At 69.7% G+C, this 23,273-nt stretch carries 25 protein-coding genes and 2 pseudogenes; 6 read left to right on the top strand and 21 right to left on the bottom strand.

The features are described from left to right. Window positions 1-66 precede the first annotated feature (66 nt). The 3 genes from DI269_RS23745 to DI269_RS23735 all read right to left on the bottom strand — a co-directional run bounded on the left by DI269_RS23745 (window position 67) and on the right by DI269_RS23735 (window position 3,856). A complete protein-coding gene (locus DI269_RS23745; protein WP_112140584.1) occupies window positions 67-1,116 on the bottom strand; it encodes a cytochrome d ubiquinol oxidase subunit II in 1,050 nt (349 codons plus the stop codon). After that, window positions 1,116-2,606 (bottom strand): cytochrome ubiquinol oxidase subunit I, encoded by a 1,491-nt coding sequence (locus DI269_RS23740; RefSeq protein ID WP_198667691.1) that lies wholly within the window; start codon window positions 2,604-2,606, stop codon window positions 1,116-1,118. The genes DI269_RS23745 and DI269_RS23740 overlap by 1 nt, the downstream gene beginning before the upstream one ends. A 200-nt stretch (window positions 2,607-2,806) precedes the next feature. Continuing rightward, window positions 2,807-3,856 (bottom strand): glycerophosphodiester phosphodiesterase family protein, encoded by a 1,050-nt coding sequence (locus DI269_RS23735; protein WP_112140576.1) that lies wholly within the window; start codon window positions 3,854-3,856, stop codon window positions 2,807-2,809. 143 nt (window positions 3,857-3,999) lie between these two features. On the opposite strand from DI269_RS23735, the gene DI269_RS23730 reads away from it, so the two are divergent. Continuing rightward, window positions 4,000-5,166 (top strand): hypothetical protein, encoded by a 1,167-nt coding sequence (locus DI269_RS23730; RefSeq protein WP_112140574.1) that lies wholly within the window; start codon window positions 4,000-4,002, stop codon window positions 5,164-5,166. Here DI269_RS23730 and truA read toward each other — a convergent pair. The 11 genes and pseudogenes from truA to DI269_RS23675 all read right to left on the bottom strand — a co-directional run bounded on the left by truA (window position 5,163) and on the right by DI269_RS23675 (window position 12,865). Next, the gene (truA, locus tag DI269_RS23725; RefSeq protein WP_112140572.1) at window positions 5,163-5,978 is read right to left on the bottom strand and encodes a tRNA pseudouridine(38-40) synthase TruA; all 816 of its coding nucleotides are present in this window, start codon (window positions 5,976-5,978) and stop codon (window positions 5,163-5,165) included. The two genes, DI269_RS23730 and truA, sit on opposite strands and share 4 nt — an antisense overlap. Before the next feature lie 75 nt (window positions 5,979-6,053). Next, window positions 6,054-6,401: pseudogene (rplQ, locus tag DI269_RS23720) on the bottom strand (50S ribosomal protein L17); the annotation flags it as partial. Between the two features lie 67 nt (window positions 6,402-6,468). Continuing rightward, window positions 6,469-7,515 (bottom strand): DNA-directed RNA polymerase subunit alpha, encoded by a 1,047-nt coding sequence (locus tag DI269_RS23715; protein ID WP_112140568.1) that lies wholly within the window; start codon window positions 7,513-7,515, stop codon window positions 6,469-6,471. Between the two features lie 87 nt (window positions 7,516-7,602). Beyond that, entirely contained in the window at window positions 7,603-8,001 is a 399-nt protein-coding gene (gene rpsK / locus DI269_RS23710; RefSeq protein ID WP_091053358.1) for a 30S ribosomal protein S11, read from the bottom strand. Window positions 8,002-8,012: 11 nt separating this feature from the next. Next, window positions 8,013-8,387, bottom strand: a complete 375-nt coding sequence (gene rpsM, locus DI269_RS23705; protein ID WP_112140566.1) for a 30S ribosomal protein S13 — start codon at window positions 8,385-8,387, stop codon at window positions 8,013-8,015. A gap of 171 nt (window positions 8,388-8,558) precedes the next feature. Continuing rightward, window positions 8,559-8,675, bottom strand: a complete 117-nt coding sequence (gene rpmJ / locus DI269_RS23700) for a 50S ribosomal protein L36 (protein WP_091053360.1) — start codon at window positions 8,673-8,675, stop codon at window positions 8,559-8,561. Window positions 8,676-8,701: 26 nt separating this feature from the next. After that, window positions 8,702-8,923, bottom strand: coding sequence for a translation initiation factor IF-1 (gene infA / locus DI269_RS23695; protein WP_026929479.1), 222 nt, complete (start codon window positions 8,921-8,923; stop codon window positions 8,702-8,704). Window positions 8,924-9,239: 316 nt separating this feature from the next. Beyond that, complete coding sequence (rpsD, locus tag DI269_RS23690) at window positions 9,240-9,845, bottom strand: 30S ribosomal protein S4 (protein WP_112140564.1); 606 nt, start codon at window positions 9,843-9,845, stop codon at window positions 9,240-9,242. 179 nt (window positions 9,846-10,024) lie between these two features. After that, window positions 10,025-11,086 (bottom strand): D-alanine--D-alanine ligase family protein, encoded by a 1,062-nt coding sequence (locus tag DI269_RS23685; protein WP_112140562.1) that lies wholly within the window; start codon window positions 11,084-11,086, stop codon window positions 10,025-10,027. Next, window positions 11,079-12,083 carry an NAD(P)H-dependent glycerol-3-phosphate dehydrogenase gene (locus tag DI269_RS23680; RefSeq protein WP_112140560.1) on the bottom strand — a complete coding sequence of 335 codons (1,005 nt, stop codon included), beginning with the start codon at window positions 12,081-12,083 and terminating at the stop codon, window positions 11,079-11,081. Before DI269_RS23680 ends, DI269_RS23685 begins: the two co-directional genes overlap by 8 nt. An 11-nt stretch (window positions 12,084-12,094) precedes the next feature. Continuing rightward, the gene (locus DI269_RS23675; protein ID WP_198667690.1) at window positions 12,095-12,865 is read right to left on the bottom strand and encodes a lysophospholipid acyltransferase family protein; all 771 of its coding nucleotides are present in this window, start codon (window positions 12,863-12,865) and stop codon (window positions 12,095-12,097) included. Window positions 12,866-13,188: 323 nt separating this feature from the next. Here DI269_RS23675 and DI269_RS23670 point away from each other — a divergent pair, with 323 nt between their 5' ends. From DI269_RS23670 to DI269_RS23655, 4 genes are all read left to right on the top strand, one after another. Continuing rightward, window positions 13,189-13,404: a hypothetical protein gene (locus tag DI269_RS23670; RefSeq protein WP_112140558.1), complete on the top strand. Its 216-nt coding sequence runs from the start codon at window positions 13,189-13,191 to the stop codon at window positions 13,402-13,404. A 90-nt stretch (window positions 13,405-13,494) separates the two neighbouring features. Continuing rightward, a complete protein-coding gene (locus DI269_RS23665; RefSeq protein WP_112140556.1) occupies window positions 13,495-13,692 on the top strand; it encodes a cold-shock protein in 198 nt (65 codons plus the stop codon). A 60-nt stretch (window positions 13,693-13,752) separates the two neighbouring features. Beyond that, window positions 13,753-14,643: an NUDIX hydrolase gene (locus DI269_RS23660; protein ID WP_198667689.1), complete on the top strand. Its 891-nt coding sequence runs from the start codon at window positions 13,753-13,755 to the stop codon at window positions 14,641-14,643. Window positions 14,644-14,711: 68 nt separating this feature from the next. After that, the gene (locus tag DI269_RS23655) at window positions 14,712-15,974 is read left to right on the top strand and encodes a D-arabinono-1,4-lactone oxidase (RefSeq protein ID WP_112140553.1); all 1,263 of its coding nucleotides are present in this window, start codon (window positions 14,712-14,714) and stop codon (window positions 15,972-15,974) included. Window positions 15,975-16,442: 468 nt separating this feature from the next. Here the strand turns inward: DI269_RS23655 and DI269_RS28460 are convergent. The 3 genes and pseudogenes from DI269_RS28460 to leuC form a co-directional block, all read right to left on the bottom strand. Continuing rightward, window positions 16,443-16,646: pseudogene (locus tag DI269_RS28460) on the bottom strand (HU family DNA-binding protein); the annotation flags it as partial. 241 nt (window positions 16,647-16,887) lie between these two features. Then, a complete protein-coding gene (gene leuD / locus DI269_RS23645) occupies window positions 16,888-17,487 on the bottom strand; it encodes a 3-isopropylmalate dehydratase small subunit (protein ID WP_112140551.1) in 600 nt (199 codons plus the stop codon). Between the two features lie 15 nt (window positions 17,488-17,502). After that, on the bottom strand, window positions 17,503-18,930 hold the full coding sequence (gene leuC / locus DI269_RS23640; RefSeq protein WP_112140549.1) for a 3-isopropylmalate dehydratase large subunit: 1,428 nt from the start codon (window positions 18,928-18,930) through the stop codon (window positions 17,503-17,505). 67 nt (window positions 18,931-18,997) lie between these two features. Here leuC and DI269_RS23635 point away from each other — a divergent pair, with 67 nt between their 5' ends. Further along, the gene (locus tag DI269_RS23635) at window positions 18,998-19,684 is read left to right on the top strand and encodes an IclR family transcriptional regulator (RefSeq protein WP_030157516.1); all 687 of its coding nucleotides are present in this window, start codon (window positions 18,998-19,000) and stop codon (window positions 19,682-19,684) included. Here DI269_RS23635 and DI269_RS23630 read toward each other — a convergent pair. The 4 genes from DI269_RS23630 to hutH all read right to left on the bottom strand — a co-directional run bounded on the left by DI269_RS23630 (window position 19,681) and on the right by hutH (window position 23,272). Next, window positions 19,681-20,475, bottom strand: coding sequence for a CHAD domain-containing protein (locus DI269_RS23630; RefSeq protein WP_112140547.1), 795 nt, complete (start codon window positions 20,473-20,475; stop codon window positions 19,681-19,683). The two genes, DI269_RS23635 and DI269_RS23630, sit on opposite strands and share 4 nt — an antisense overlap. A 63-nt stretch (window positions 20,476-20,538) precedes the next feature. After that, entirely contained in the window at window positions 20,539-21,051 is a 513-nt protein-coding gene (locus DI269_RS23625; protein WP_112140545.1) for a DUF6036 family nucleotidyltransferase, read from the bottom strand. Further along, window positions 21,048-21,656, bottom strand: a complete 609-nt coding sequence (locus tag DI269_RS23620) for a helix-turn-helix domain-containing protein (protein WP_112140543.1) — start codon at window positions 21,654-21,656, stop codon at window positions 21,048-21,050. Before DI269_RS23620 ends, DI269_RS23625 begins: the two co-directional genes overlap by 4 nt. A 77-nt stretch (window positions 21,657-21,733) precedes the next feature. Continuing rightward, window positions 21,734-23,272, bottom strand: a complete 1,539-nt coding sequence (hutH, locus tag DI269_RS23615; RefSeq protein WP_112140541.1) for a histidine ammonia-lyase — start codon at window positions 23,270-23,272, stop codon at window positions 21,734-21,736. Window position 23,273: the final 1 nt, after the last annotated feature.

Here is a 23,273-nt window from a genome sequence, read left to right as displayed (position 1 = left end):
GGGCCGGGCGCATTCGCGCCCGGCCCTCCACTGTATCCACCGCGGAACCAAGTATGTCCTCTGTGGTCAACCCCTGAGGCGGGCGCTCCAGTGGACGCGCGCCGGCCCCTCCGACTCCTGCCCGCTCCACTGCGGGGTCTGCGTCAGGTAGAACAGGTACGCCAGAGCCGGACCGACCACGACCGCCGCGATCCCCACGGCCACGAGCAGGCCCTGCATGGTCGCCGGCGCGCCCGCGGCCTCGCCGATGCTCACCTGGTCGACCAGGACCCACGGGTACTGGCCGATCCCCCAACCCGCCATCACGGCCGCGACCGCGACCACCGCGGTCCCGCGGGCCGGGCCGAACCGCCTGCGCCACAGCAGCACCAGCGTCGCGATCCCGCCGAGCGCCGACAGCGCCACGACCGGGGCCGCCCGGCCGACCAGGCCCTCCCACAGGGTCGGGGCGTCGTGCTCGATCGGGATAAGCGCCGCGAAGACGACGACGCCGGTGGCCGCGCCGACCACGAGCGAGCGCAGCCGCATCCGCTCGGCGAGGGCCCGCTGCCCGCGCCGGGCCGCGTCGGCGGTCAGGAACGTCCCGGCCAGGAACGCGCACGTGCCCACCGAGATCGCGCCGGTGAACAGCGGCGTCGGCGCGATCCACGACGTCCACGGGTCGCCGTTCCCGCCCGCGGGGACGCGCCCCGAGGCCAGCGCCCCGGCGATCGTGCCGAGGAAGAACGGCGCGAGCACCGAGGAGGTCGCGAACACGACCCCGAACAGCCTTGCCTGCCACAGGGTCTCGCTGTACTTGCGGAACGCGAAGCTCGCGCCCCGCAGCACGATCCCGACCAGGGCGAGCACGAACGGCACGTACAGCGTGGTCATCGCGGCGGCGAACGACTCGGGGAACCCGGTCCACCACATCACCATCACGTAGATGAGCCACACGTGGTTGGCCTCCCACACCGGGCCGATGCTGTGGTCGATGAGGGTCCGCACCTCGGCGCCGCGGCGGCTGCCGCCCGCCGTCAGGTCGTGGAAGCCCGAGCCGAAGTCGGCCCCGCCGAGCACGGCGTAGCAGAGGACCCCGGCGAACAGCGCCGCGGCGACGGCGAACTCGATCGTCATCATCGGGTCGCCTCCTCGCCGGCGGCGGTCTTCTCGATGGGGCCGTTGGCGACTGCGCTCTTCTCGTCGGCGCAGTCCCGCACTTCCGCCGGGCCGTCGGCCGCGAGGATCTGCGGTCCGTAGGGGCTCGGCAGGTCTCCGGCGCCCTTGCGCCAGCGCCGGGCCATCGAGCGGAGCACGACGACCGCGCCGAGCGACATGCCGCCGTAGAGGATCACCGATCCGCCGTAGACGAGCCACAGCGCACCCGAGTGGTCGCCGGCGGCCTCGGTGGTCCGCATGACGCCGTAGACGATCCACGGCTGGCGGCCCACTTCGGTGGCGATCCATCCGGCCTCCATCGCGGTGACCGCGAGGATACCGGTGACCGCCATGAACCGGAGGAACCACTTGTTGTCGAGGAGTTCGCGTTTTCGCCAGCGCAGGAACCAGTACAGCGCGACCGCGGCCATGAGCAGGAGCCCGATGCCGATCATCGACTGGAACGCCCAGTGGGTGAGGTTGGCGGGCGGCTCGTCCTCGTCGGGGATCTGGTCGAAGCCGGGGACGGGTTCGAGCGAGCCCATCGAGATGAGCGACCCGAGGTAGGGGATCTCGATGGCGCCCTTGACCTCCCCGTCGATGAGGACGCCGCCGATGCGCAGCGGCGAGGGGCCGTCGTCGGTGGTCTCGGCGAGTTCGAACGCGGCCAGTTTCGCGGGCTGGCGTTCGTCGAGGCCGTCGCCGAGGAGGTGCCCGACGAAAGGCTGGGCGAGGGCCGCGATGGTGGCGAACGCGAAGGGCACCATGAATCCGAGCCGGTGGTGCCGGTCGCGGCGGCCCTTGAGCATGCCGGCGGCGTAGACGGCGGCGATGGAGAACCCGGCGACCATGTAGGCGGCGACCCACATGTGCGCGAACTGCATGAAGACGTGGCTGTTGAACAGGACGGCCCACGGCTCGATGTTGGTGATCTCGCCGTCGATGACGTCGAAGCCGACGGGGTAGTTCATCCAGGCGTTGACGGCGAGCACGCAGTAGGTGCCGACGACGCCGGTGACGGCCATCGGCAGCACCATGAGCAGGTGGAGCCTCTGCGGCATGCGGCCCCACCCGTACAGGTAGATGCCGAGGAAGATCGCTTCGAGGAAGAACGCGAGCCCTTCGAACGCGAACGGCAGTCCGAGGACGTCGCCGTAGGTGCCCATGAGGCCGGGCCACAGGAGCCCCATCTCGAAGCTGAGGACGGTGCCCGAGACGGCGCCGATGGCGAAGAGCACGGCGGAGACCTTGCCCCAGCGTTTGGCGAGTCCGAGCGCGACGGGGTCGTTCTTTCGGATGCCGCGCAGGTGCATCACGAAGATGATCGCCGGGAAGGCGACGCCGAAGCAGGCGAGGATGATGTGCCACCCGAGCGAGAGCGCCATCTGCTGGCGGGCCGGGAGGAGCCCCGCGGGGTCGGCTGCGGCGACCGCGTCGGTGGCTTGGGCGAGGAGCTGGGTTGCGTCCATGTCTTGAAGATAGGTGCCCGAACGTCCGGATCCACGTTCTTGTGAAAGCTTTCACAAGGCGTGGTCGGCGTGTTCCGAACGTGTTCAAAAACGCTGGGGCCTGCGGGAACGCACCGGACGCTGCGGTTCCAGCCGCGCGGCTAGGCCGCGAGTGCGGCGGCGCTCAATTCGAGAAAAGGGCGCCGCCCGGCCCGGCCCGCTCAGCAGGAGCGGTACTTCTTGGGGAGTTTGAAGCCGTAGTCCTTCATGACGTCGCGGAGCACGTCCGGGTAGTCGGTGATGATGCCGTCGACGCCGTCGTCGATGAGCTTGCGCATGGTCGCCTCGTCGTCGACGGTCCACGGGACCACTTCGATCCCGTAGTCGTGGGCGTGGTCGACCTTCGCCTCGGTGACGTACGGGACGTAGTTCGCGTCGCCGACCTTCCCGTTCTGCGGGGAGCCGTGCACGGGCGAGAACGCGTCGGCGCCGAACGAGTCGACCGCGGCGATCGGGTCGCCGCCGAAGTCGTCGATGTCGATGCCGCCCAGCCAGGGCGAGGCCCCGGCCTGCCCGGTCTGGAGGAACGAGATGTTCGTCAGCGCCACCAGCGGCAGGTCGGGCGCGGTCTCGCCCATGAGCATGAGCGCGCCCCAGTCGAAGCTCTGGATCGTGACCTGGCGGCCGATGCGCGCCTCGCGGACGTCGGCGACGACGGCCTCCACGAACGCCTCGCGCGGCGCGGTCTCCTGCGGCGCACCGGCTTCGACCTTCGTCTCGATGTTGAGCTTCACGCCGTTCGCGCGGTACTCGCGCACCAGGCCGAAGACCTCCGACAGCAGCGGCATCCGCTCGCCGGGGTGGGCCTCCTGGCCGGGGAACGCCGCCTGCGTGAGCGTCCCGCAGTCGAGGGTGCGGACTTGGTCGAGGGTCAGGTTGACGATGTACTTGCCGACGTACGGGTACTCGGGGTCGCCCGCGAACGCGGGGGCCGTGTCGAGGCACTTGGCCCCGGTGACGCGCCGGTCGTGGGTGACGACCGCGTGCCCGTCCTCGGTGATCTGGACGTCGAGTTCGAGGGTGGTCACGCCGAGTTCGAGGGCGTTCGCGAACGCGGGCAGCGTGTTCTCGACCACCAGGCCCAGGCCGCCGCGGTGGGCCTGGAGGTCGAAGTCGCGCTCGGGGTGCGCTTCGGCGGGCGAAGGGAGGGCGATGAACAGCGCGGAAGCGGCGATGGCCGCCACCGCGCCGGCGGTGAGGAAGCGTCTCATGACCTCAGCTTCGGGGCCGGGCCTGACTTGGCGATGAACGCCGCTCCAAGGACTGGTGACATTTCCGGCCCGACCGCGGCAACCCTCCGGCGGTCCGGCTGCGCCATGGAGGGACCAATCGACCTCCCGAACGGAGACCCGAAGTGCGACACCCCATCCGCACGGCCGTGCTCGGCGGCGCCGTCCTCCTCGCCGCCACCGGCTGCACCGCCGCCACCGGCGACGGGACCGCGGCCCAGGAGGAGACCCTCGACGTCTCCCTCGCCGAGCTCGTCAACGAGAGCGCCCGCATCGAGTCCGAACTCGACGCCGCCGAGAACCGCATCATCCGCGCCTGCCTCGAAGCCCAGGGCTTCACCGCCCACGACGAAGAGGAGCTGCACACCCCCGAACCCCTTGAGCTCGAAAGCATCTCCGGCGACCACTACCCGCACGAGGCGTCCTTCCCCGACCCCGACGCGGCCGCCGAGGTCGGCTTCGGCCAGTGGGCCCAGAGCGAGGAGGCCCTGGAGTCCGGCGAGGCCGCCGCATACGAAGAGGACCACGGCGAATGGGTCGAGGACCCCGCCCCGGTCGACAACACCGCGTTCACCGCCCTCCCCGAGGACGAGCGCCGCGCCTGGTACGTCGCCTACGTCGGCGAGGAGAAGGCCCCCGGCTACGAATGGAAGTTCACCTCCGACGGCGAGATGATGGAGGACCCCGGGCCCGTCACCGTCGACGACGAGGCCATGGACGCGCAGTTCGCCAAGCCCGGCGGCTGCGAACTGGAGATGATCGAATCCCTCTACGGCGAACCGGTGCTCGTCGAGTCCGAACGCGACGAGGAGGGCTTCGACCAGTGGGTCTACCGGCCCGCCAACCCCGTCCACGACAGCGGCGCCTGGACCGGCATCGAGACCGCCTACGCCGAAGCCATGACAGAGGAACAGACCGCGTTCACCGACTGCCTCGCCGAGCGCGGCCACCCCGGCTGGGAGTTCACCGAATCCGGCGGCCTCCCCGTCTGGGAGTACTTCGCGCCCCTCTACCTCGACGAGGACCTCCTCGAAGGCTCCGACACCGGTGTCGAGGCCCCGCCCCTGCCCGGCGGCCTCCCCGACGACTACGAGGGCCGCAAGGCCTACGAGATCACCGTCGCCGTCGACTTCACCGAATGCGACGCCGAGACCGGCTACACCGCGGCCTCCGTCGCCGCCTACGACCAGGCGCACATCGACGCCTACACCGAGATCGAGGACGACCTGTACGCCTGGCAGACCGAGATGAACGACGCCCTCGTGCGCGCCCAGGAGGTCATCGAAGGTTAGAGCGTGCGGACCCGGCGCGTCAGGTCGACGCGGGACTGCCAGTCGCCCGGGTCGTCCGAATAGGACACTTCGACGAGGGTGAGGCCGTGCGGGCCGACGACGTGGACGTCGTTGGCCCGCTCGCCGATCGACAAGATCGACGCGAGCCACTCCTCGTCGCGGCGGCCGTCGCCGACCGCGAGCGCGGCCCCGACGAGGCTGCGGACCATCGAGTGGCAGAACGCGTCCGCGCGGACCGTCGCCACCGCGGTCCCGTCCTCGTCGCGGGCCCAGTCGTATTGCAGCAGTTCGCGAATGGTCGTCGCGCCCTCGCGCTGCTTGCAGAAGCCGACGAAGTCGTGCTCGCCGATGAGGCGCTGGCTCGCCGCGTGCATCCGCTCCACGTCCAGCGGCCGCGGCCAGGCGAGGGTGTCGAGGCGCCGCAGCGGGGTCACGCCGAACACGGCGTCGGCGACCCGGTACCGGTAGCGGCGCCACTGGGCCGCGAAGCGCGCGTTGAAGGACCGGTCCACGGCCTCGGCGGACACGACCCGCACGTCGGGCGGCAGGATGCCGCGCAGGCGCCACAGCAGCCGCTCGCGCAGCTCCTCCCACTTCGCGGTCGGCACGTCGACGTGCACGACCTGCCCGGTCGCGTGCACGCCCGCGTCGGTGCGGCCCGCGACCGTGAAATCCCTGATGTCGCGGAAGAGGAGCTCCAGGGCCCGGATGACCTCGGCGGCCACCGTGCGCAGGCCCGGTTGCAGGGCCCAGCCCGAGAACTCGGCGCCGTCGTACGCGACGCCGAGGCGCAGGCGCGTCGTGTCCTCCACGTGAAGACCTCCTGGGGTAAAAGAAACCGCGCGCAGAGCATAAGCCCTGCGCGCGGTTCGCCTGCCGTCTTAGTCGACGAGTTCGATGATCGCCATCGGCGCGTTGTCGCCCTTGCGGTTCCCGGCCTTGATGATCCGGGTGTAACCGCCCTCGCGGGTCGCGAAGCGGGGGGCGACCTGCTCGAACAGGTCGTGGGTGGCGTCCTTGTTGCGGAGCTTGGCCAGCGCCAGGCGGCGGTGGTGCAGCGTGCCCTTCTTGCCGTACGTGATGAGACGCTCGGCGTAGGGGCGGAGGCGGCGGGCCTTGGTCAGCGTCGTGGTGATGCTGCCGTGCTCGAACAGGGAGGCCGCGAGGCCCGAGAGCATGAGCTTCTCGTGCGCCGGGGAACCGCCCAGGCGCGGGCCCTTGGTGGGCTTAGGCATTTCTTACTCCTCTTGGTTTGACGCGGCCGGCCGTCTTACGGAACCGACCGCCGTATTCACGCAGCGGTTAGAGCTGCTCGGTCTCGCGGAGGTCTTCGCCGTCGTCTTCGTACTCGTCGTCCGCGGCGACCGGCGACCCGCCGTAGGCCACAGCGGCCTCGCTCGGGTCGAAGGTGCCGGGGGAGTCCTTGAGGCTCAGGCCCATGCCGGCGAGCTTCATCTTGACCTCGTCGATCGACTTCTGCCCGAAGTTGCGGATGTCGAGCAGGTCCGCCTCGGTGCGGTTGATGAGTTCGCCAACGGTGTTGACGCCCTCGCGCTTGAGGCAGTTGTAGGACCGGACGGTCATGTCCAGGTCCTCGATCGGCAGGGCCAGATCGGCGGCCAGCTGCTGGTCGGCCGGGCTGGGCCCGACGTCGATGCCCTCGGCCTCGGTGTCGAGCTCGCGGTACAGGCCGAACAGCTCCACCAGGGTGGAGCCCGCCGACGCCAGCGCGGTGCGCGGCGTGGTGGACGGCTTGGTCTCGACGTCGACGGTGAGCTTGTCGAAGTCGGTGCGCTGCTCGACGCGCGTGGCGTCGACCGAGTAGGCGACCTTCAGCACGGGCGAGTAGATCGAGTCGACCGGGATGCGGCCGATCTCGTTCGTGTCGGCCTTGTTCGCCGGGGCCGAGACGTAGCCGCGGCCGCGCTCCACCACGAACTCCATGTCGAGGCGGCCCTTCGAGTTCAGGGTCGCCAGCTTGAGCTCGGGGTTGTGGACCTGCACGCCCGCGGGGGGCTGGATGTCGCCGGCGAGGACGTCGCCGGGGCCTTCCTTGCGCAGGTACATGGTGGCCGGCTCGTCGCTCTCCGAGGAGACGCAGATCTGCTTGACGTTCAGCACCAGTTCCACGACGTCTTCCTTCACGCCGGGGATGGTGGAGAACTCGTGCAGGACGCCGTCGATCTTGATCGACGTGACCGCCGCGCCCGGGATGGACGACAGCAGCGTGCGCCGCAGCGAGTTGCCGAGCGTGTAGCCGAAGCCGGGCTCCAGGGGTTCGATCGTGAACTTGGAGCGGGTCGGGCTGATCTGCTGCTCGGTGAGCGTGGGCCGCTGAGTGATAAGCACTGTGCGATGTTTCCTTTGTTCGGGGCGCCCGCTATTTGACGCCTAGACACTTGGATCGGTGAAGAACTCCGTGAAGCGGGTCGCGTGCTAGACGCGGCGGCGCTTCGGGGGCCGGCAGCCGTTGTGCGGCTGGGGGGTGACGTCGTTGATCGAGCCGACCTCGAGGCCGACGGCCTGGAGGGAGCGGATCGCGGTCTCGCGGCCCGAGCCCGGGCCCTTGACGTAGACGTCGACCTTGCGCATGCCGTTGTCCATCGCACGGCGGGCGGCGGCCTCGGCGGCCATCTGCGCGGCGTACGGGGTCGACTTGCGCGAGCCCTTGAAACCGACCTGGCCGGAGGAGGCCCAGGAGATCACGGCACCGGTCGGGTCGGTGATCGACACGATGGTGTTGTTGAAGGTGCTCTTGATGTGAGCGTGCCCGTGGGGCACGTTCTTCTTCTTGGCGCGCGGGTTCTTGGAACCGCCGCGAGTCTTCGGTGGCATCAGATGGTCTCCTAACGTGCCTTCTTCTTGCCCGCGACGGTCTTCTTCGGACCCTTGCGAGTACGGGCGTTGGTCTTGGTCCGCTGACCGTGGACCGGAAGGCCGTAGCGGTGACGGAGACCCTGGTAGCAGTTGATCTCGATCTTGCGGCGGATGTCGGCCTGCACCTCGCGGCGCAGGTCGCCCTCGACCTGGAAGTTCTCTTCGATGTAGTTGCGGAGCAACACGAGCTCTTCGTCGGTGAGGTCCTTGACGCGCTTGTCGCGGTCGAGTTCGGTCGCGGCGATCGTCTCGAGCGAGCGCGTGCGGCCGATGCCGTAAATGTAGGTGAGTGCGATCTCCAGGCGCTTGTCGCGCGGGAGGTCCACTCCAACCAGGCGTGCCATAGAGGCGTACTCCTAGTGTCGTCGGAGGTCTGACCACTGCCTTCCCGCTGGGGTTCTCAACTTCCCCTGCCCTGACGGGCGATGCGAGCCCCGGCCTCCGAGCCGGGGGTTGTGCTTGCGCACTGACGGCGGTTTCCCCTTCTGGGGCCTTTCTGCTGGCGTATGTGCTGCTTAGCCCTGACGCTGCTTGTGACGCGGGTCGGACGAGCAGATAATCATCACTCGTCCGTGCCTGCGGATCACGCGGCAGTTCTTGCAGATCACTTTGACGCTCGGCTTGACTTTCACGAGTCCTACTTCATGTAGTCGTCAGGTCAGCGGTAACGGTAGACAATCCGCCCGCGCGACAGGTCGTACGGCGAGAGCTCCACCACGACCCGGTCCTCAGGGAGGATTCGGATGTAGTTCTGGCGCATCTTGCCGCTGATGTGAGCGAGTACTTTGTGGCCGTTGGTGAGTTCCACCCGGAACATGGCGTTCGGGAGGGACTCGACGACCTTGCCTTCAATCTCGATGGCACCGTCTTTTTTCGGCATGTCCTCCGCTACCGTGACAACTCGGTCTGAAAACTCCGCACGTGTTCCTCGTGTGCGGAGCTACTGGCACGCCGATCCGACGCAGATGCTTCGGGCGGGCGTGAGAATGATGCCGCGCATCGCCAGAGGTGTCCGGATCAGTACCCGGAGCACGTGACGCCCTGATAAGGGACGCACTGCACCACTGAGCGAGTCTACTCGCGTCCCGAGACCGCCTACCAGGGGGTTGACCGTGACAGAGGGCACTCGGGAGGCGCCTGAACACCGCCGGGTCGACGCGATGCCGACCGCGGCGGCGTTCAGTGCACGCTCAGGCTTACTTCGAGTAGTACTCGACGACGAGCTGCTCGTCGCAGATCACGGGGATCTGCTTGCGCTCGGGCACCGACAGGAAGCGGGCGATCAGGCCTTCGAGGTGGGCCTCGATGTAGGCCGGAGTCACTTCGCCCGCCCAGGCGCCGGCCGCGGCCAGCTGGAACGGGGTGGTCTCGCGGGACTTCTTGCGGACCTGGACGAAGTCGCCGGACTTCAGGCGGTAGGAGGCGATGTCGACCTTGCGGCCGTTCACCGTGAAGTGGCCGTGGTTGACGAACTGCCGGGCCTGGTAGATGGTCCGTGCGAAGCCGGCGCGGAGCACGAAGGCGTCCAGGCGGGATTCCAGCAGCGAGACCAGGTTCTCACCGGTCTTGCCGCTGCGGCGCACGGCCTCGGCGTAGGCGTTCCGCAGCTGGCGCTCAGAGATGTTGTACTGAGCGCGGAGACGCTGCTTCTCCACGAGCTGGTTCTTGTAGTCCGATTCCTTCTTGCGGCCGCGGCCGTGCTGCCCCGGAGGGTAGGGACGGCGCTCCATGTACTTGGCGGCCTTCGGCGTCAGAGCGATGCCGAGGGATCGGGAAAGCTTGACTTTCGCCTTAGCTTGCAATGATCTCTCCAGTAATTCATGCGTTGCCCCGCTGGTACTGCGGGGCTGAATACGTTCCTGAAGTGCAGAAACGCGTGAGTGTAGCGCGCTCAGGAGTACACCTGAGGGTTCTCAGGGCCTGGCGCGCACACGGGTGATGCGGTGGATCCACACCCAAGGGTATAGATCGCAGAACCAGGTTACGCGTCGTCCAACTTGCCGCCCACCCGGGAGGCGGCGAGAGTGACCAGGCGCTCCACGAGGTCGCCGTAGGAGACCCCGGCGGCGGCGAACGCCTGCGGGACGCCGCTCATCGGCGTGAGCCCCGGCATGGTGTTGACCTCGTTGAGGTACACGGTGCCATCGGGGGCGAGGAAGCAGTCCACGCGGGCGAGGTCGCGGCAGTCGAGGAGCCGGAAGACCTTCCGGGCCAGCGCCTGCGCGCGCTCGGCGACGCCCTCGGGGTAGTCCGGGTGCAGGTTGAACGGCTCGGGGTTGTCGAGGTACTTGGCGTCGAAGTCGAACCAGCCCTCCTCGCCCATGGCGAGGACTTCGAGGGGGAAGGTGATCTCCAGGTCCCCGTCGAGGGTCTCCAGGACGCCCATCTCAATCTCGCGGACGTCTTCGAAGGACGCCTCGAAGACGACCTTGTCGTCGACCTCGCGGGCCTTCTCGACCGCTTCGGCGAGTTCTGCGGCGGACTTGACCTTGCTGATGCCGAGGCTCGATCCGGCGCGGGCGGGCTTGACGAAGATCGGGAGGCCGAGCTTGTCGATGACGGCGTGCGCATCGAGCTGCTCGCCGGGCTTGAGGACCGCGAAGTCGCCCTGCGGGACGCCTTCGGCGGCGAGGAGGCGCTTGCTGAACTCCTTGTCCATCGACAGGGAGCTGGAGAGGACGCCCGAGCCGACGTACGGCAGGTCGGCCATCTCGAACAGGCCCTGGATGGTGCCGTCCTCGCCGTAGGGGCCGTGGAGGACGGGGAAGGCGATGTCGGCGATGGGCTGCGAGCCGGGGCCGAGGTCGACGGCGACGGACTTGCCGGCTTCGGCGGTGACCTCGGGGAGGGCGTCGGCGGCGTCGATCGCGAAGGCGGCGTCCGAGGGCAGTTCGACCCATTCGCCGGAGCGCGTGATGCCGATGGCGGTCACGTCGAAGCCGCGCTCGCGCAGCGCCTTGGCGACGCCGGAGCCGGAGGCGCAGGACACGGGTTGCTCCACGCTGCGCCCGCCGAAGAAGACGGCGACGGTCGGTTTAGTCATTGTCAGACCTCAAACTGTCGATTTCTGGTTTCGTCTCGCGCCCCATGAGTTCGGCGACCGCGGCCCTGGGGTCGAGTCCCTCGTGGCAGACGCGCTCGACGGCGTCGCAGATCGGCATCTCGACGCCGACCTTGCGGGCGAGGTCGGTGATCGAGCGGCAGCTCTTCACGCCCTCGGCTGTCTGCTTGGTGACGCGCGCGGCCTCCTCCAGGGTTGCCCCGAGCCCGAGCTGTTCGCCGAAGGTGTGGTTGCGCGACAGCGGGGAGGAGCAGGTGGCGACGAGGTCGCCGAGGCCGGCGAGGCCCGCGAAGGTGGCCGGGTCGGCACCGAGGCGCACGCCGAGGCGGGTGGTCTCGGTGAGGCCGCGGGTGATGATCGTGGCCTTCGTGTTGTCCCCCATGCCCATGCCGGCGGCCATGCCGTAGGCGAGGGCGATGACGTTCTTGACGGCGCCGCCGAGTTCGCAGCCGACGACGTCGGTGTTCGTGTACGGCCGGAAGTAGGCGGTGGTGACGGCCTTCTGGATGTCGACGGCGCGGCCGTGGTCGATGCAGGCGACGACGGAGGCCGTGGGCTGCTGCTCGGCGATCTCGCGCGCGAGGTTCGGGCCCGACAGGACCGCGATGCGCGATTCGGCGGCACCGGTGACCTCGGCGATGACCTCGGTCATGCGCTCGGTGGAGCCGAGTTCGATGCCCTTCATGAGGCTCAGGAGCGTCGAGTGCGGCTCCAGGTGCTCGGACCAGGCGGCGAGGTTGCCGCGGAGGGTCTGACTCGGGACGGACAGGACGACGAGGTCGGCGCCCGCGAGGGCCTCGGCCGGGTCGCTGGTCGCCGAGACGAGGTGCGGCAGTTCAATGTCCGGGAAGTAGTCCGGGTTGCGGTGCTCGGCGTTGACCGCCGCGGCCACCGATTCGCGGCGGGCCCAGATGGTGACCGGGGTGCCGGCGTCGGCGAGGATCTTGGCGAAGACGGTCCCCCACGAACCGGCTCCCATGACGGCTGCTTTCACTCAGAAGACTCGCTTTCCTCGGGTCGCTGCTGCCGGGGGTCGTACAAGGGGGGCGCCTCCTGGCCGCGGACCTCGGCGAGGCCGGCGCGGAGGGCTTCCATGATGGCGTCGGAGACCTCGACGAGGTCTTCGCGGCTCGGTTCTTTTCCGAGCCAAGGGGAGAGGTCGACGGGCGGGAACGCCCGGACCGTGACGGGCTTGCGCCCGAGTTTGAACTTGGGGTCGCGGTTGCGGTCGTGGATGCCGAGGGCGCCCCACTGGACGATCGGGACGACGGGCGCGCCGGATTCGAGGGCGAGGCGGGCGACGCCGGTCTTGCCGCGCATCGGCCAGCGGTCGGGCTCCTTGGTGACCGTGCCTTCGGGGGCCATGATCACGACGTGGCCCGCGGCGAGCTGCTCGCGGAGGATCCGCAGGGAGTCGGCGGCCTCGGCGCTGCCGCGCTTGACGGGGATCTGCCCGGAGCGCTTGAGGATCGCGCCGACGACGGGCACGCGCACGATCGACTCCTTGAGGAGGAACCGCGGGTGGCGGCCGGCGTTGTACACGTAGTGGACGACGAGGATCGGGTCGATGTCCGAGTAGTGGTTCCACACCAGGATCGCGGGGCCGTCGAGGGGCACGTGCTCCATGCCGGACCAGTTGCGGCGGCTGAGACCCAGGATCGCGCCCTTGACGATGTTGGCGTAGACCTGGACGTCGAAGGGGATGCGGTCGCCGCCGCGGCGGCGGAAGGTGTACTGCGCCTCGGGCTTAGGCTCGGTCACCTGCTGGCTCGCTTTCTCGGGGGGCTCGGCCGCATGGGCTCGGCCTGTGCCGTTGTGTACGGGATCGTCAGTGCATTGCACTCTAACGCCCGCACCGGCGCGCTCGGGCGACGGGAAGCGGAGCGTGGGGTTTGACTCGTTGCGCGAGGGGTACGGCTCACGCGGCGTGAACCCGCAGGTACAGGGCGCGGTGGACGCGGGCGCGGCGGGGACCGCGGGCTTGCGCCGGATCAGTTATGATGTCATCATAGAGTCAAAGTGACATCTAGATAGCCGACCGAACCCAGTCGGCTCGGAATACGACTCGACTCGGAGTGAGTGACATGAACTGGCGTCTCTTCGGCTGGCTCGCGGCCCTGTTCGGCGGTGCCATCATCGCGATCTGGCTCGTGGCGACCGTCATCGGTGCGGCCTTCGCGTTCCTCGGCGGCCTCATCAAGTTCGCCCTCGTCGTCGGCATCATCGGCGTCATCGGCTGGTTCGGGTACAAGGGCTACAAGGCGATCGGCGGCTCCGACCGCCGCCAGATCCGGAAGTAGTTCCGGACAAGAAAGCACAGCCGGAAGTAGCAAGCACGTAGGAGGCTCTGCCTCTGGCTTTCGGCGTTCCCCTTGGTCCATGCTGAAGCCATGCAGGGCACCGTCTCGATCTTCAACGAGGACACCTCAGGCGAGGTCGTCCTCGACAGCGGCCGCCGCGTCGGTTTCGACGCGGCGGCCTTCGCCGTATCCGGGCTGCGCTTCCTGCGCCCGGGGCAGCGCGTATCGCTCGAAAGCGACCAGGAGGGGACAGTGGTCGCGGTTCGCATCCCGACCATGCACCCGTAGGGTCCTCCGCGCGTGTGGCGACCTACCCGCATGTGGGTGCGCCCCAGTACCGTAAGAGGCGTGAGCGGTACGCAGAGGCGGGTGGCCGCCGCCGGCGGCCTGTTGTGGCGCAACGGCGAGCGCGGCCTGGTCGAGGTGGTCGCGGTGTGGCGGCCGAGGGTGGGCAACTGGTCGCTGCCGAAGGGCAAGCTGGACCCGGGCGAGCACCCTCTGGCGGCCGCGTGCCGCGAAGTCGAAGAGGAGACCGGGATCCCGGTCATCCCGCAGCTGTGGCTGTGCCGCGCCTCGTACGTGCTCCCCAACCCCGAAGGGGACGTGCTCAAGTGGGTCGACTACTGGTCCATGCGCACTGAGAAGCCCGACGCGGTGTTCACCGCCGACGACGAGATCGGCGAGCGCCGCTGGCTGACCCTCGCCGAGGCCCGCGAGGCCCTGACGCGGCCGCGGGACCAGGAGGTGCTCAAGGCCTTCGCGTCGCTCCCGGCCGTGACCTCCACGGTCCTCCTGGTGGCCCCCGCGGAGGTCGAGCAGGACTGGGACGGACCCGTGGTGACGCGGCCTCTGAGCCTGCGCGGGCAGGACCAGGCCGTGCGCCTGGCCGCGCTCGCATCGCTGTACCAGCCGGACCGGGCGTTCACCGCGACCGGGCGCGCGAGCGTCCAGACCGTGGAGCCGATCGCGCAGGCCGTGCGCTGCACGCTGTCCGGCGACTCGGTGTTCGACACCGAAGCGCACGAACGCAACCCCGAGCGCTCCAGCGCCCGCATCCGCGAGCTCGCGGGCGGCGGGGGCGCCGTGATCGTCTGCGCCGAGCCGGAGGTCGTGTGCGACACCGTCGCGATCCTCGCCGACGAGGACGGCGTCGAGGCGCCGGACGTGTCGACGCGGCCGGGCGAGGCGTGGGTGCTGTCGCTGTCGGGCCAGAAGCTCGTGGGGATCGAGCGCCTGTAGTGGCGCGCTAGGGTTGCCTCCGCCATCGGATTCCGGCGCCGGAGTGCGCCTTCACAGGAGGTAGGCCCGTGCCTGAGCGCGCCCCACTGCACAACTGGGCCGGGAACATCGGCTTCTCCCCCGCCCGCTTCGAAGCGCCCGCGACCCTCGACGAGGCGCGCGCGGCCGTCGCCGGCGCGTCCAGGCTCCGCGTGCTCGGCTCGGGCCACTCGTTCAACGCGATCGCGGCCTCGGACGACGTGATGCTGTCGCTGGCGGGCATGGAGCCGTTCGCGGAGCTCGACATCCTCAAGGGCGTCGTGCGGGCCGCGGGCTGGCTCACGTACGCCGAACTGAGCGCGGCGGTGCACCGGGCCGGGTTCGCGCTCCACAACATGGCGTCCCTGCCGCACATCTCGGTCGCCGGTTCGATCGCGACGGGCACGCACGGCTCGGGTGACCGCAACGGGAACCTCGCGACCGCGGTGGCCGCCGTCGAGTTCATCGGCCCCGACGGGGAGCTGCGCACCGTCAGGCGCGGCGACGAGGACTTCGCGGGCTCGGTGGTCCACCTGGGGGCCTTGGGGGTCGTCCACTCGGTGACCCTGGACCTCCTGCCGGCCTTCGAGATGCGCCAGTACGTGTACGACGGGCTGGGCCTGGACGCGGTCCTCGCGCACTTCGGCGAACTCACGAGTGCCGCGTACTCCACGAGCCTGTTCACGCCCTGGGGCGCGGAACCGGAGTTCCAGTTCTGGGTCAAGCAGCGCACCGCGGACCAGACGCACCCGTTCCCGCCCTCGAACCGCTTCGGCGCCCCGCTCGCGGACGGCCCGCGGCACCCGGTCCCCGGTGTGGACCCGGCCGCGTGCACGGTCCAGCAGGGCCAGACGGGCCCCTGGCACGAGCGCCTGCCGCACTTCAGGCCCGAGTTCACGCCGAGTTCGGGCGATGAACTCCAGTCGGAGTACCTGATCGACCGCGCCGACGCGACGGCGGCGCTGGAGGCCCTGGCGGGCATCGGGGTGGACCTGGCGCGCGTCGTCCAGATCTGCGAGGTGCGGACGATGGCCGCCGACGACCTGTGGCTGTCGCCCGCGTTCGGGCGCGACACGGTGGGGCTTCACTTCACGTGGATCAGCGACCATGCAGTGGTGGCGCCGGTGATGGCGGCACTCGAAGCGGCATTGGAACCGTTTTCTGCGCGGCCGCATTGGGGCAAATTGTTTTCGATACCAATGAATGAGGTCCGCTCGCGTTATCCGCGAATGGGCGACTTCGCGAAACTCCGCGAGCGCGTCGATCCAGAGGGGAAGTTCGCGAATGACTTCTCCGCGGCGCTCTTCGCCTGACTTCCCCGGGTAAGCGGCGAGGGCATTCAGGCGGCTCCTGAATGCCCTCTTCCCCGTGCGAGTCGGACGGGTGCCCCACCGTGCCCCGAACCGGTTCGGGGCACGGCATAAGCTTCGCCCGCGCTTCGTGGTCTTCTTCGCCGCGGTCTTCTTGGCCGCGGGCTTCGCCGCGGTCTTGCGCACGGCCTTCTTGGCGGTGCTGGCCTTCTTCGCCGGCGTCGCCTTCTTCGTGGTGGTCTTCTTGGCGGCCACGCGGCTCGTGGTCGTCGAGCGCGCGGCGGTGGACGCTGCGCGCGTGGTCTTCTTGACGGCCTTCTTCGCCGTCGTCGCCTTCTTGGTCGCGGCCTTCTTCGCCGGCGCGGCCTTCTTCGCGGCAGGAGCGGACTTGGCCGCCTTGCGCTTGCCGGTCACGAGTTCCTTGAACCCGGTACCCGGCCGGAAGGCCGGCACGACGGTCTTCTTGACCTTGACCGCCTCGCCCGTGCGCGGGTTGCGCGCCATGCGAGCGGCGCGTTGGCGCTTCTCGAAGACGCCGAAACCGGCGAAGGAGACTTTCTCCCCTTTCACCACCGCGCGCTGTATCTCGTCGATCGCCACATCCACGACTTCTTTCGCGGCGGCCCGGTCGCCAGTGCGAGCGGCGATCCGATCGACGAACTCTGCCTTGTTCACGAGTCCTACCCTCCCGATAAGGTTCTGGAGCCATACCAGCTTGTTAAGCGCACGTTATGACGTTTCGAAAGCGAACGCAACTGTTTCCGCGAAAATCGACCCGTTGTGTCGCAAGGAATTTTTATTCGGGTGCCCGAAATCGACGCTCGCAACCCCGTTGGGAGGGCCCGGAACACGCCTGGAGCCGGTGGCAGCGCCACCGGCTCCGTACGTGAAGGCTAAGAAGATCGAGTTGTGCGGTCTAGACGGCCGCGGGGAGAGTCCTAGGCCGCCAAGCATCCCGGTTCGATTCGAACGCGGCGATCTTGTCCTCGTCCCGGAGCGTCAGCGCCACGTCGTCGAGGCCCTCCATCATGCGCCAGCGCAGGAACTCGTCGAACTCGAAGGACCAGGTCCGGTCCCCTGCACGGACTTCGCGCTCCGCCAGGTCCACGGTGATCTCCGAGTCCGGGTGGAGCTCAGCGCGCAGCCACAGCTCCTCCACGGCGGCCTCGGGCAGCTCCACAGTCAACAGACCGTTCTTGAGCGAGTTGCCGCGGAAGATGTCGCCGAAGCGCGGGGCGACGACCGCCTTGAACCCGTAGTCCTTCAGGGCCCAGACGGCGTGCTCGCGCGAGGAGCCGGTGCCGAACTCGGTGCCGGTGACGAGGATCGTGGCGTCCTTGTACTCGTCCTGGTTCAGCAGGAACTTCTCGTCCTCGCGCCACTCGGCGAACAGGCCGTCCTCGAAGCCGGTCTTGGTGACCCGCTTGAGGTAGACGGCCGGGATGATCTGGTCGGTGTCGACGTTCGAGCGGCGCAGCGGGGCCACGCGCCCGGTGTGGGTCGTGAACTTGTCCATGTCCCTTGCCCTTCCTTACAGGTCCGCCGGGCTGGCGAGGTGCCCGGAGACGGCGGTGGCGGCGGCGACGGCCGGGGACACCAGGTGGGTGCGCCCGCCCTTGCCTTGGCGGCCCTCGAAGTTGCGGTTCGAGGTGGAGGCGGCCCGCTGGCCCGGCGTCAGCTGGTCCGGGTTCATGCCCAGGCACATCGAGCAGCCCGCGAAGCGCCAGTCGGCGCCGGCGTCGATGAAGACCTGGTCCAGGCCCTCTTCGATCGCCTGCTCGCGGACCTTCGCGGAGCCGGGGACGACCATCATGTTGACGCCGTCGGCGACCTTGCGGCCCTTGATGACCTCGGCGGCCGTGCGCAGGTCCTCGATGCGGCCGTTGGTGCACGACCCGAGGAAGACGACGTCCACGTCGATCTCGCGCATCGGCGTGCCCGCTTCGAGGCCCATGTACTCCAGGGCGCTCGCGGCGGTGGTGCGCTCGATCGCGTCCTCGAACGCGGCCGGGTCGGGCACGTTCCCGGAGAGCTCGACGCCCTGGCCGGGGTTGGTGCCCCAGGTGACGAACGGGCTCAGGGAGGCCGCGTCGATGACGATCTCCTTGTCGAACACGGCGCCCTCGTCGGTGGTGAGGGTCTGCCAGTACTCGACGGCCGCGTCCCAGTCCTCGCCCTGCGGGGCGTGCGGGCGGCCCTGCACGTAGTCGAAGGTCTTCTGGTCGGCGGCGATCAGGCCGGCCTTGGCGCCCCACTCGATCGACATGTTGCAGATCGTCATGCGGCCCTCCATGGAGAGCTCTTCGATGGCCTGCCCGCGGTACTCGACGATGTGGCCCTTGCCGCCGCCGGTGCCGGTGATCGAGATGATCTTGAGGATGAGGTCCTTGGCGGACACGCCCTCGGGCAGGGAGCCGTTCACGGTGACGGCCATGTACTTCGGCTTCGCCTGCGGCAGCGTCTGCGTGGCGAGGACGTGCTCGACCTCGCTGGTGCCGATGCCGAACGCGATCGAGCCGAACGCGCCGTGAGTGGAGGTGTGGGAGTCGCCGCAGACCACGGTCATGCCCGGCTGCGTCAGTCCCAGCTGGGGTCCCACGACGTGGACCACGCCTTGGTTCGCGTCTCCCAGGGAGTGGATGCGGACGCCGAACTCCTCACAGTTGGTGCGCAGCGTCTCGATCTGCTTGCGGCTCGTGGGGTCCGCGATGGTGAAGAGGTTGTCGGTGGGCGTGTTGTGGTCCTCGGTCGCGATCGTGAGATCGGTCCGGCGGACCTTGCGCCCGGCCTGCCGCAGGCCGTCGAAGGCCTGGGGGCTGGTCACCTCGTGGAGGAGGTGCAGGTCGATGTAGAGCAGGTCCGGCTGCTGGCCGCCGGTGCGGACCACGTGGGCGTTCCAGACCTTCTCCGCGAGGGTCTGCGGTCGTGCGCCCTCAGCTTCTTGTGGTGTACGTGACATCTCTGTTCCCAGTCGTTGGACTTCTCGAAATATGGGAGGTAATGTTCAGCTCGTGAGAACGAATACTATCAGCGGAGTGGGCGTCCTCGACAAGGCGGTGCTCATCCTCACGGCATGCACCAACGGCGCCAGCCTGGCTGAGCTCGTGCACGAGACCGGTCTGCCCAGGGCCACGGCCCACCGGCTCGCGCAGGCCCTGGAGGCCCACGAGATGCTGCAACGCGACCACGAGGGGCGCTGGCGTCCCGGCCCGAAGCTCGGCGAGCTCGCCGGGTCCACGGCCGACGTCCTGCTCAGCGCGGCCGAACCGGTCCTCAACCTGCTGCGGGACCAGACCGGCGAATCGACGCAGCTCTACCGCAGGAGGGCCGACGAGCGCGTGTGCGTCGCCGCGGCCGAGCGCGCCTCCGGGCTGCGCGACACCGTCCCCGTCGGCGCGGCCCTGCCGATGACCGCCGGCTCCGGCGCCCAGGTGCTCCTCGCCTGGGAACCGCCCGAAGGGATCCTGCCCCTGCTGCCGAAGTGCCGCTTCTCCTCCAAGACCCTCGCCGAGGTCCGCCGCCGCGGCTTCGCGCAGTCGGTCGCCGAGCGCGAACCCGGCGTCGTCAGCGTCTCCGCCCCCGTCCGCGACAAGACCGGCCGCGTCGTCGCCGCCATCTCGGTGTCCGGACCCATAGAGCGCCTGGGACGCCGCCCCGGCGACCGCCTCGGCATGGCCGTCATCCGCGCCGGCCAGAAGCTCTCGGGTCTCTAGGCCGCCTCGACCGTTTCGAGCGCCGCTGCCGCGCGTGCGATGTGCTTCGCGTGGCGGCGGCGTTCGTCGTCCAGCAGCGGCGAATCGGGCGCGTGCGCTTCGAGGTACGCGATCGCGACCGCGTCGTCCTGGCAGCGCCCGTACCGGTTCTGGATCCGCTTGGCGTCGGCGGCGACCACTGCCGCACTTTCCCCGAGCGCGGTCGCGGCCTCGGCGGTGTACCGGGCCCGCTTGGCGGCGTTGCGCGCCTGATGCCGCGCCTCGTCCGGATCGGCCGCCCCCGCGACCGCCTCGATCGCCCTTGCCATCTCCAGTCGCGACGCCTCCACGATCGGCCCGAGCACCTCGTCCGCGGGCTGCGCCGCAGCGGGAGTGAACACCGGCGCGGCAGCTAGCGACCCGGCCGCGTCGAGCAGCTTGCCGGTCCGCTCGCGCCCGCACGCCTCGATCAACGGCCCGTAGGCGAGCCGCTCCTTCTCCTCAAGCTCCGCGAACCACTCCGGCCGCTCGTCCCCGAGCCGCTTGGCGAACCGCATCCGCAGCACTTCGAGGTCCCGGACGCTCCCCAGCTCGTCGGCCAGCCACCGCAACCGCCGCCGCTTGAGCGGCAGCTCCGCGTACAGGCTCCCGTACGTCGACAACAGCGACCGCAGCCGCCGCGTCGCGACCCGCATGCGGTGCACTGCGTCCTCTTCGGCCCGCATCACCGGCTCCCGAAACGCCCGCAGCGCCTCGACCTGAACGGCGAGGTACGCGTGCACCCCGTCTCCAGCAGTCGACATCTCAGTCATAGGCCCTCTCCCGCTCGCACGGCCCCAATTGAAGCACCGCAACCAGAGCCTCGCCAACGCGAGCTACGAAAGCAGTTCCCGCACAATGAATTCGGTCTTGGGACTCAGCAGGTGCGGCGGGTAGAACTCCGCCACGCTGTCGAGCGCCTCCTCGACCGTGCCGAATCCCGCGAGTCGGTAGAGCTGCTGGAGGTCGTCGGAGTCGCGGCCGATCCTGGCCGCCGCGGCCTTCATCGCGAACAGGTAGCGCGGCGAGGCCACCCGGACCGTGATGCCCGGGCTCTCGAACAGCAGTGTCGCGTTCGGGTCCTCGCCAGGGAGGAAGCCCTTCACCGCGTCGTTGAGCCAGTCCTCGGCGATCCCGTTGCGCTCGGCCACCTTGCGAGCGGCCGCGTAGACGACCTGCTTCGGTTCGAAGACCGCGTCGAGGTCGCGGGTCGCCCGCCTGGTGTTGTACGCCAGCGCCATCGCAGCGCCGCCGACCAGGAAGAGGTCGGCGCGTTCGCCCGCGGCTTCGAGTTCGGCGCCGAGTTCAGTGAGCAGTTCGATGATCTCGTCGCGGCTGAGCAGGCTCACACGCTCTCCAATGAGGACCGGTCGAGGAACACACCGCGGTTCGCCAGCTCGGGCGGCGCGTCCGCGAAGGCCAGGGCGGCGAGTCCGGGGGCGGGCCGCCCCAGGAGGTCCTCGATGACGAACCAGAACCGCTTGAGGAACCGTCCGGGCGCGGTCGCCCATCCCGGGACCGGGGTCCGAGCACGGCGGCTCGCGTATTCGGCGACGCCCGCGAGCAGTGCGTCCCAGCGACGGTCGCCGGTGGTGTCGGGTTCGACCCGCATCGACCGGCGGACCGCTGCGGCGTCGGCGCCGCGGACGTCGTCGAGAAATTGGATCACGTGCCGCAGCGCGTCGTTCGGGTCGCCGCCGGAGAGCGCCAGGCGCACGGCGGTGGCGGTCGCGTCGAGGGAAGGACCGTGGGCGGACTCGACGACCATGGCGGCGCCGACTGCGTTCGCGTAGCGTTCGAGCGTGCTGAGGCGCGGGTCGGCGTCGCCGGATTCGAGCCGGGCGACGGCGGACTGGGTGGTGCCGATGCGCGCGGCGAGGTCAGCCTGGGAGAGCCGGCGGCTCAGGCGTTCGGTCCGCAGGCGCTCGACCGCGGTCGGCAGTGCTCGTTCCATAGGTCGAGTATAGCGAATGCGCTATATCGCGTCTTGCAGAAGCGGCCCGGCGGGACTCCGCCGGGCCGCTTCGTGCGTCAGCGGAGGGGGCCGACCGCGGTTTCGATCTCGGTTCGGAGGGCGGGGCCTTCAAGCTGGTGCTTGACCTGTTCGATGACGGGGGCGAGGAACTGGTCGGGGCCGGGCTTGCCGGCGATCGGGGCGACTGCGGCGATGGCGGCGCGGGCGGCCGGGCTCGGGATGAGGGGTTGGCGGAGTTGGAGCCCTTGGACGCCGGCGAGGAGTTCGACGGCGAGGAGCGTGCCGAGGTTGTCGATGATGGTGCGGAGCTTGCAGCCCGCGGCCCAGCCCATCGACACGTGGTCCTCCTGCATGCCGGAGGTCGGGACCGAGTCCACGGACGCCGGGGACGCGAGGCGGCGGTTCTCGGCGACGATGCCCGCGGCCGTGTACTGGGCGATCATGAGGCCGGAGTTGACGCCGGGGTCGGGGCTGAGGAACGCCGGGAGGCCGCGCGAGCGGGTGACGTCCAGGAGCCGGTCGACGCGGCGCTCCGAGATCGAGCCGACGTCGGCGGCGGCGATGCCGAGGAAGTCCGCGGCGTACCCGAGCGGGGCGCCGTGGAAGTTCCCGGTGGATTCGACGCGCCCGTCCGGGAGCACCACCGGGTTGTCGACGACCGACTGGAGTTCCCTGGCCGCCACCGTCTCCGCGTAATCGAGGACGTCGCGCGCGGCGCCGGCGACCTGCGGGGCGCAGCGCATCGAGTAGGCGTCCTGGACGGCGTGCGCGAGGTCGTTGCGGTGGGAGTCCATGACCTCGGAGTCCTGGAGCAGCAGGTGGATGTTCGCGGCGCTCAGCGCCTGGCCCGGCTGCGGGCGGATCTCGTGGAGTTCGGGCTGGAACGGCCGGTCCGAGCCGAGCATCGCCTCGTTCGACAGGGCGGCGCACACGTCGGCCATCGTCAGCAGGTGCCGCAGGTCCGCGACGGCGAGCAGCAGCATGCCGAGCATGCCGTCGGTGCCGTTGATGAGCGCCAGGCCCTCCTTGGACGACAGCGTGATCGGCGTCAGGCCCGCCGCTTCGAGGACCGGGCCCGCCTCCGCACGGGTCCCGTCCTGGAGCCGGACCCAGCCTTCGCCGAGGAGCACCATCGCGCAGTGCGCCAGCGGGGCGAGGTCGCCCGAAGCGCCGAGGGACCCGTGCTGCGGGACCCACGGCGTGATCCCGGCGTTGAGGACCGCGGCGAGCGCGTCGGCGACCTCGGGCCGGACCCCCGAGCGCCCCATGGCGAGCGAGCGCAGGCGCAGCAGCATCATCGCGCGCACCACTTCGACGGGCATCGGTTCGCCGACGCCGGCGGCGTGCGAGCGGATGAGCGCGTGCTGGAGTTCGGCGCGGCGCTCGGGGGCGACGAACGTGTTGGCGAGCGCCCCGAACCCGGTCGAGACGCCGTAGACGGGGCGGCCGTCGCGTTCGATCGCGTCGACGATCGCGCGGCTCGCGGCCATGGCCTCGCGGGCCTCGGCGTCGATGACGACGCGGGCCCGGTCGCGCGCGACCGCGACGACCTCCTCCGGCGAGACGGGGACCGGCTTGATGTGGACGGTGGACATC

Source organism: Glycomyces dulcitolivorans, assembly GCF_003265355.1.
Taxonomy (GTDB): Bacteria; Actinomycetota; Actinomycetes; order Mycobacteriales; family Micromonosporaceae; genus Glycomyces; species Glycomyces dulcitolivorans.
The sequence above is the reverse complement of the archived record's forward strand: the minus strand, read 5'-3'. Positions and strand labels throughout refer to the sequence as shown.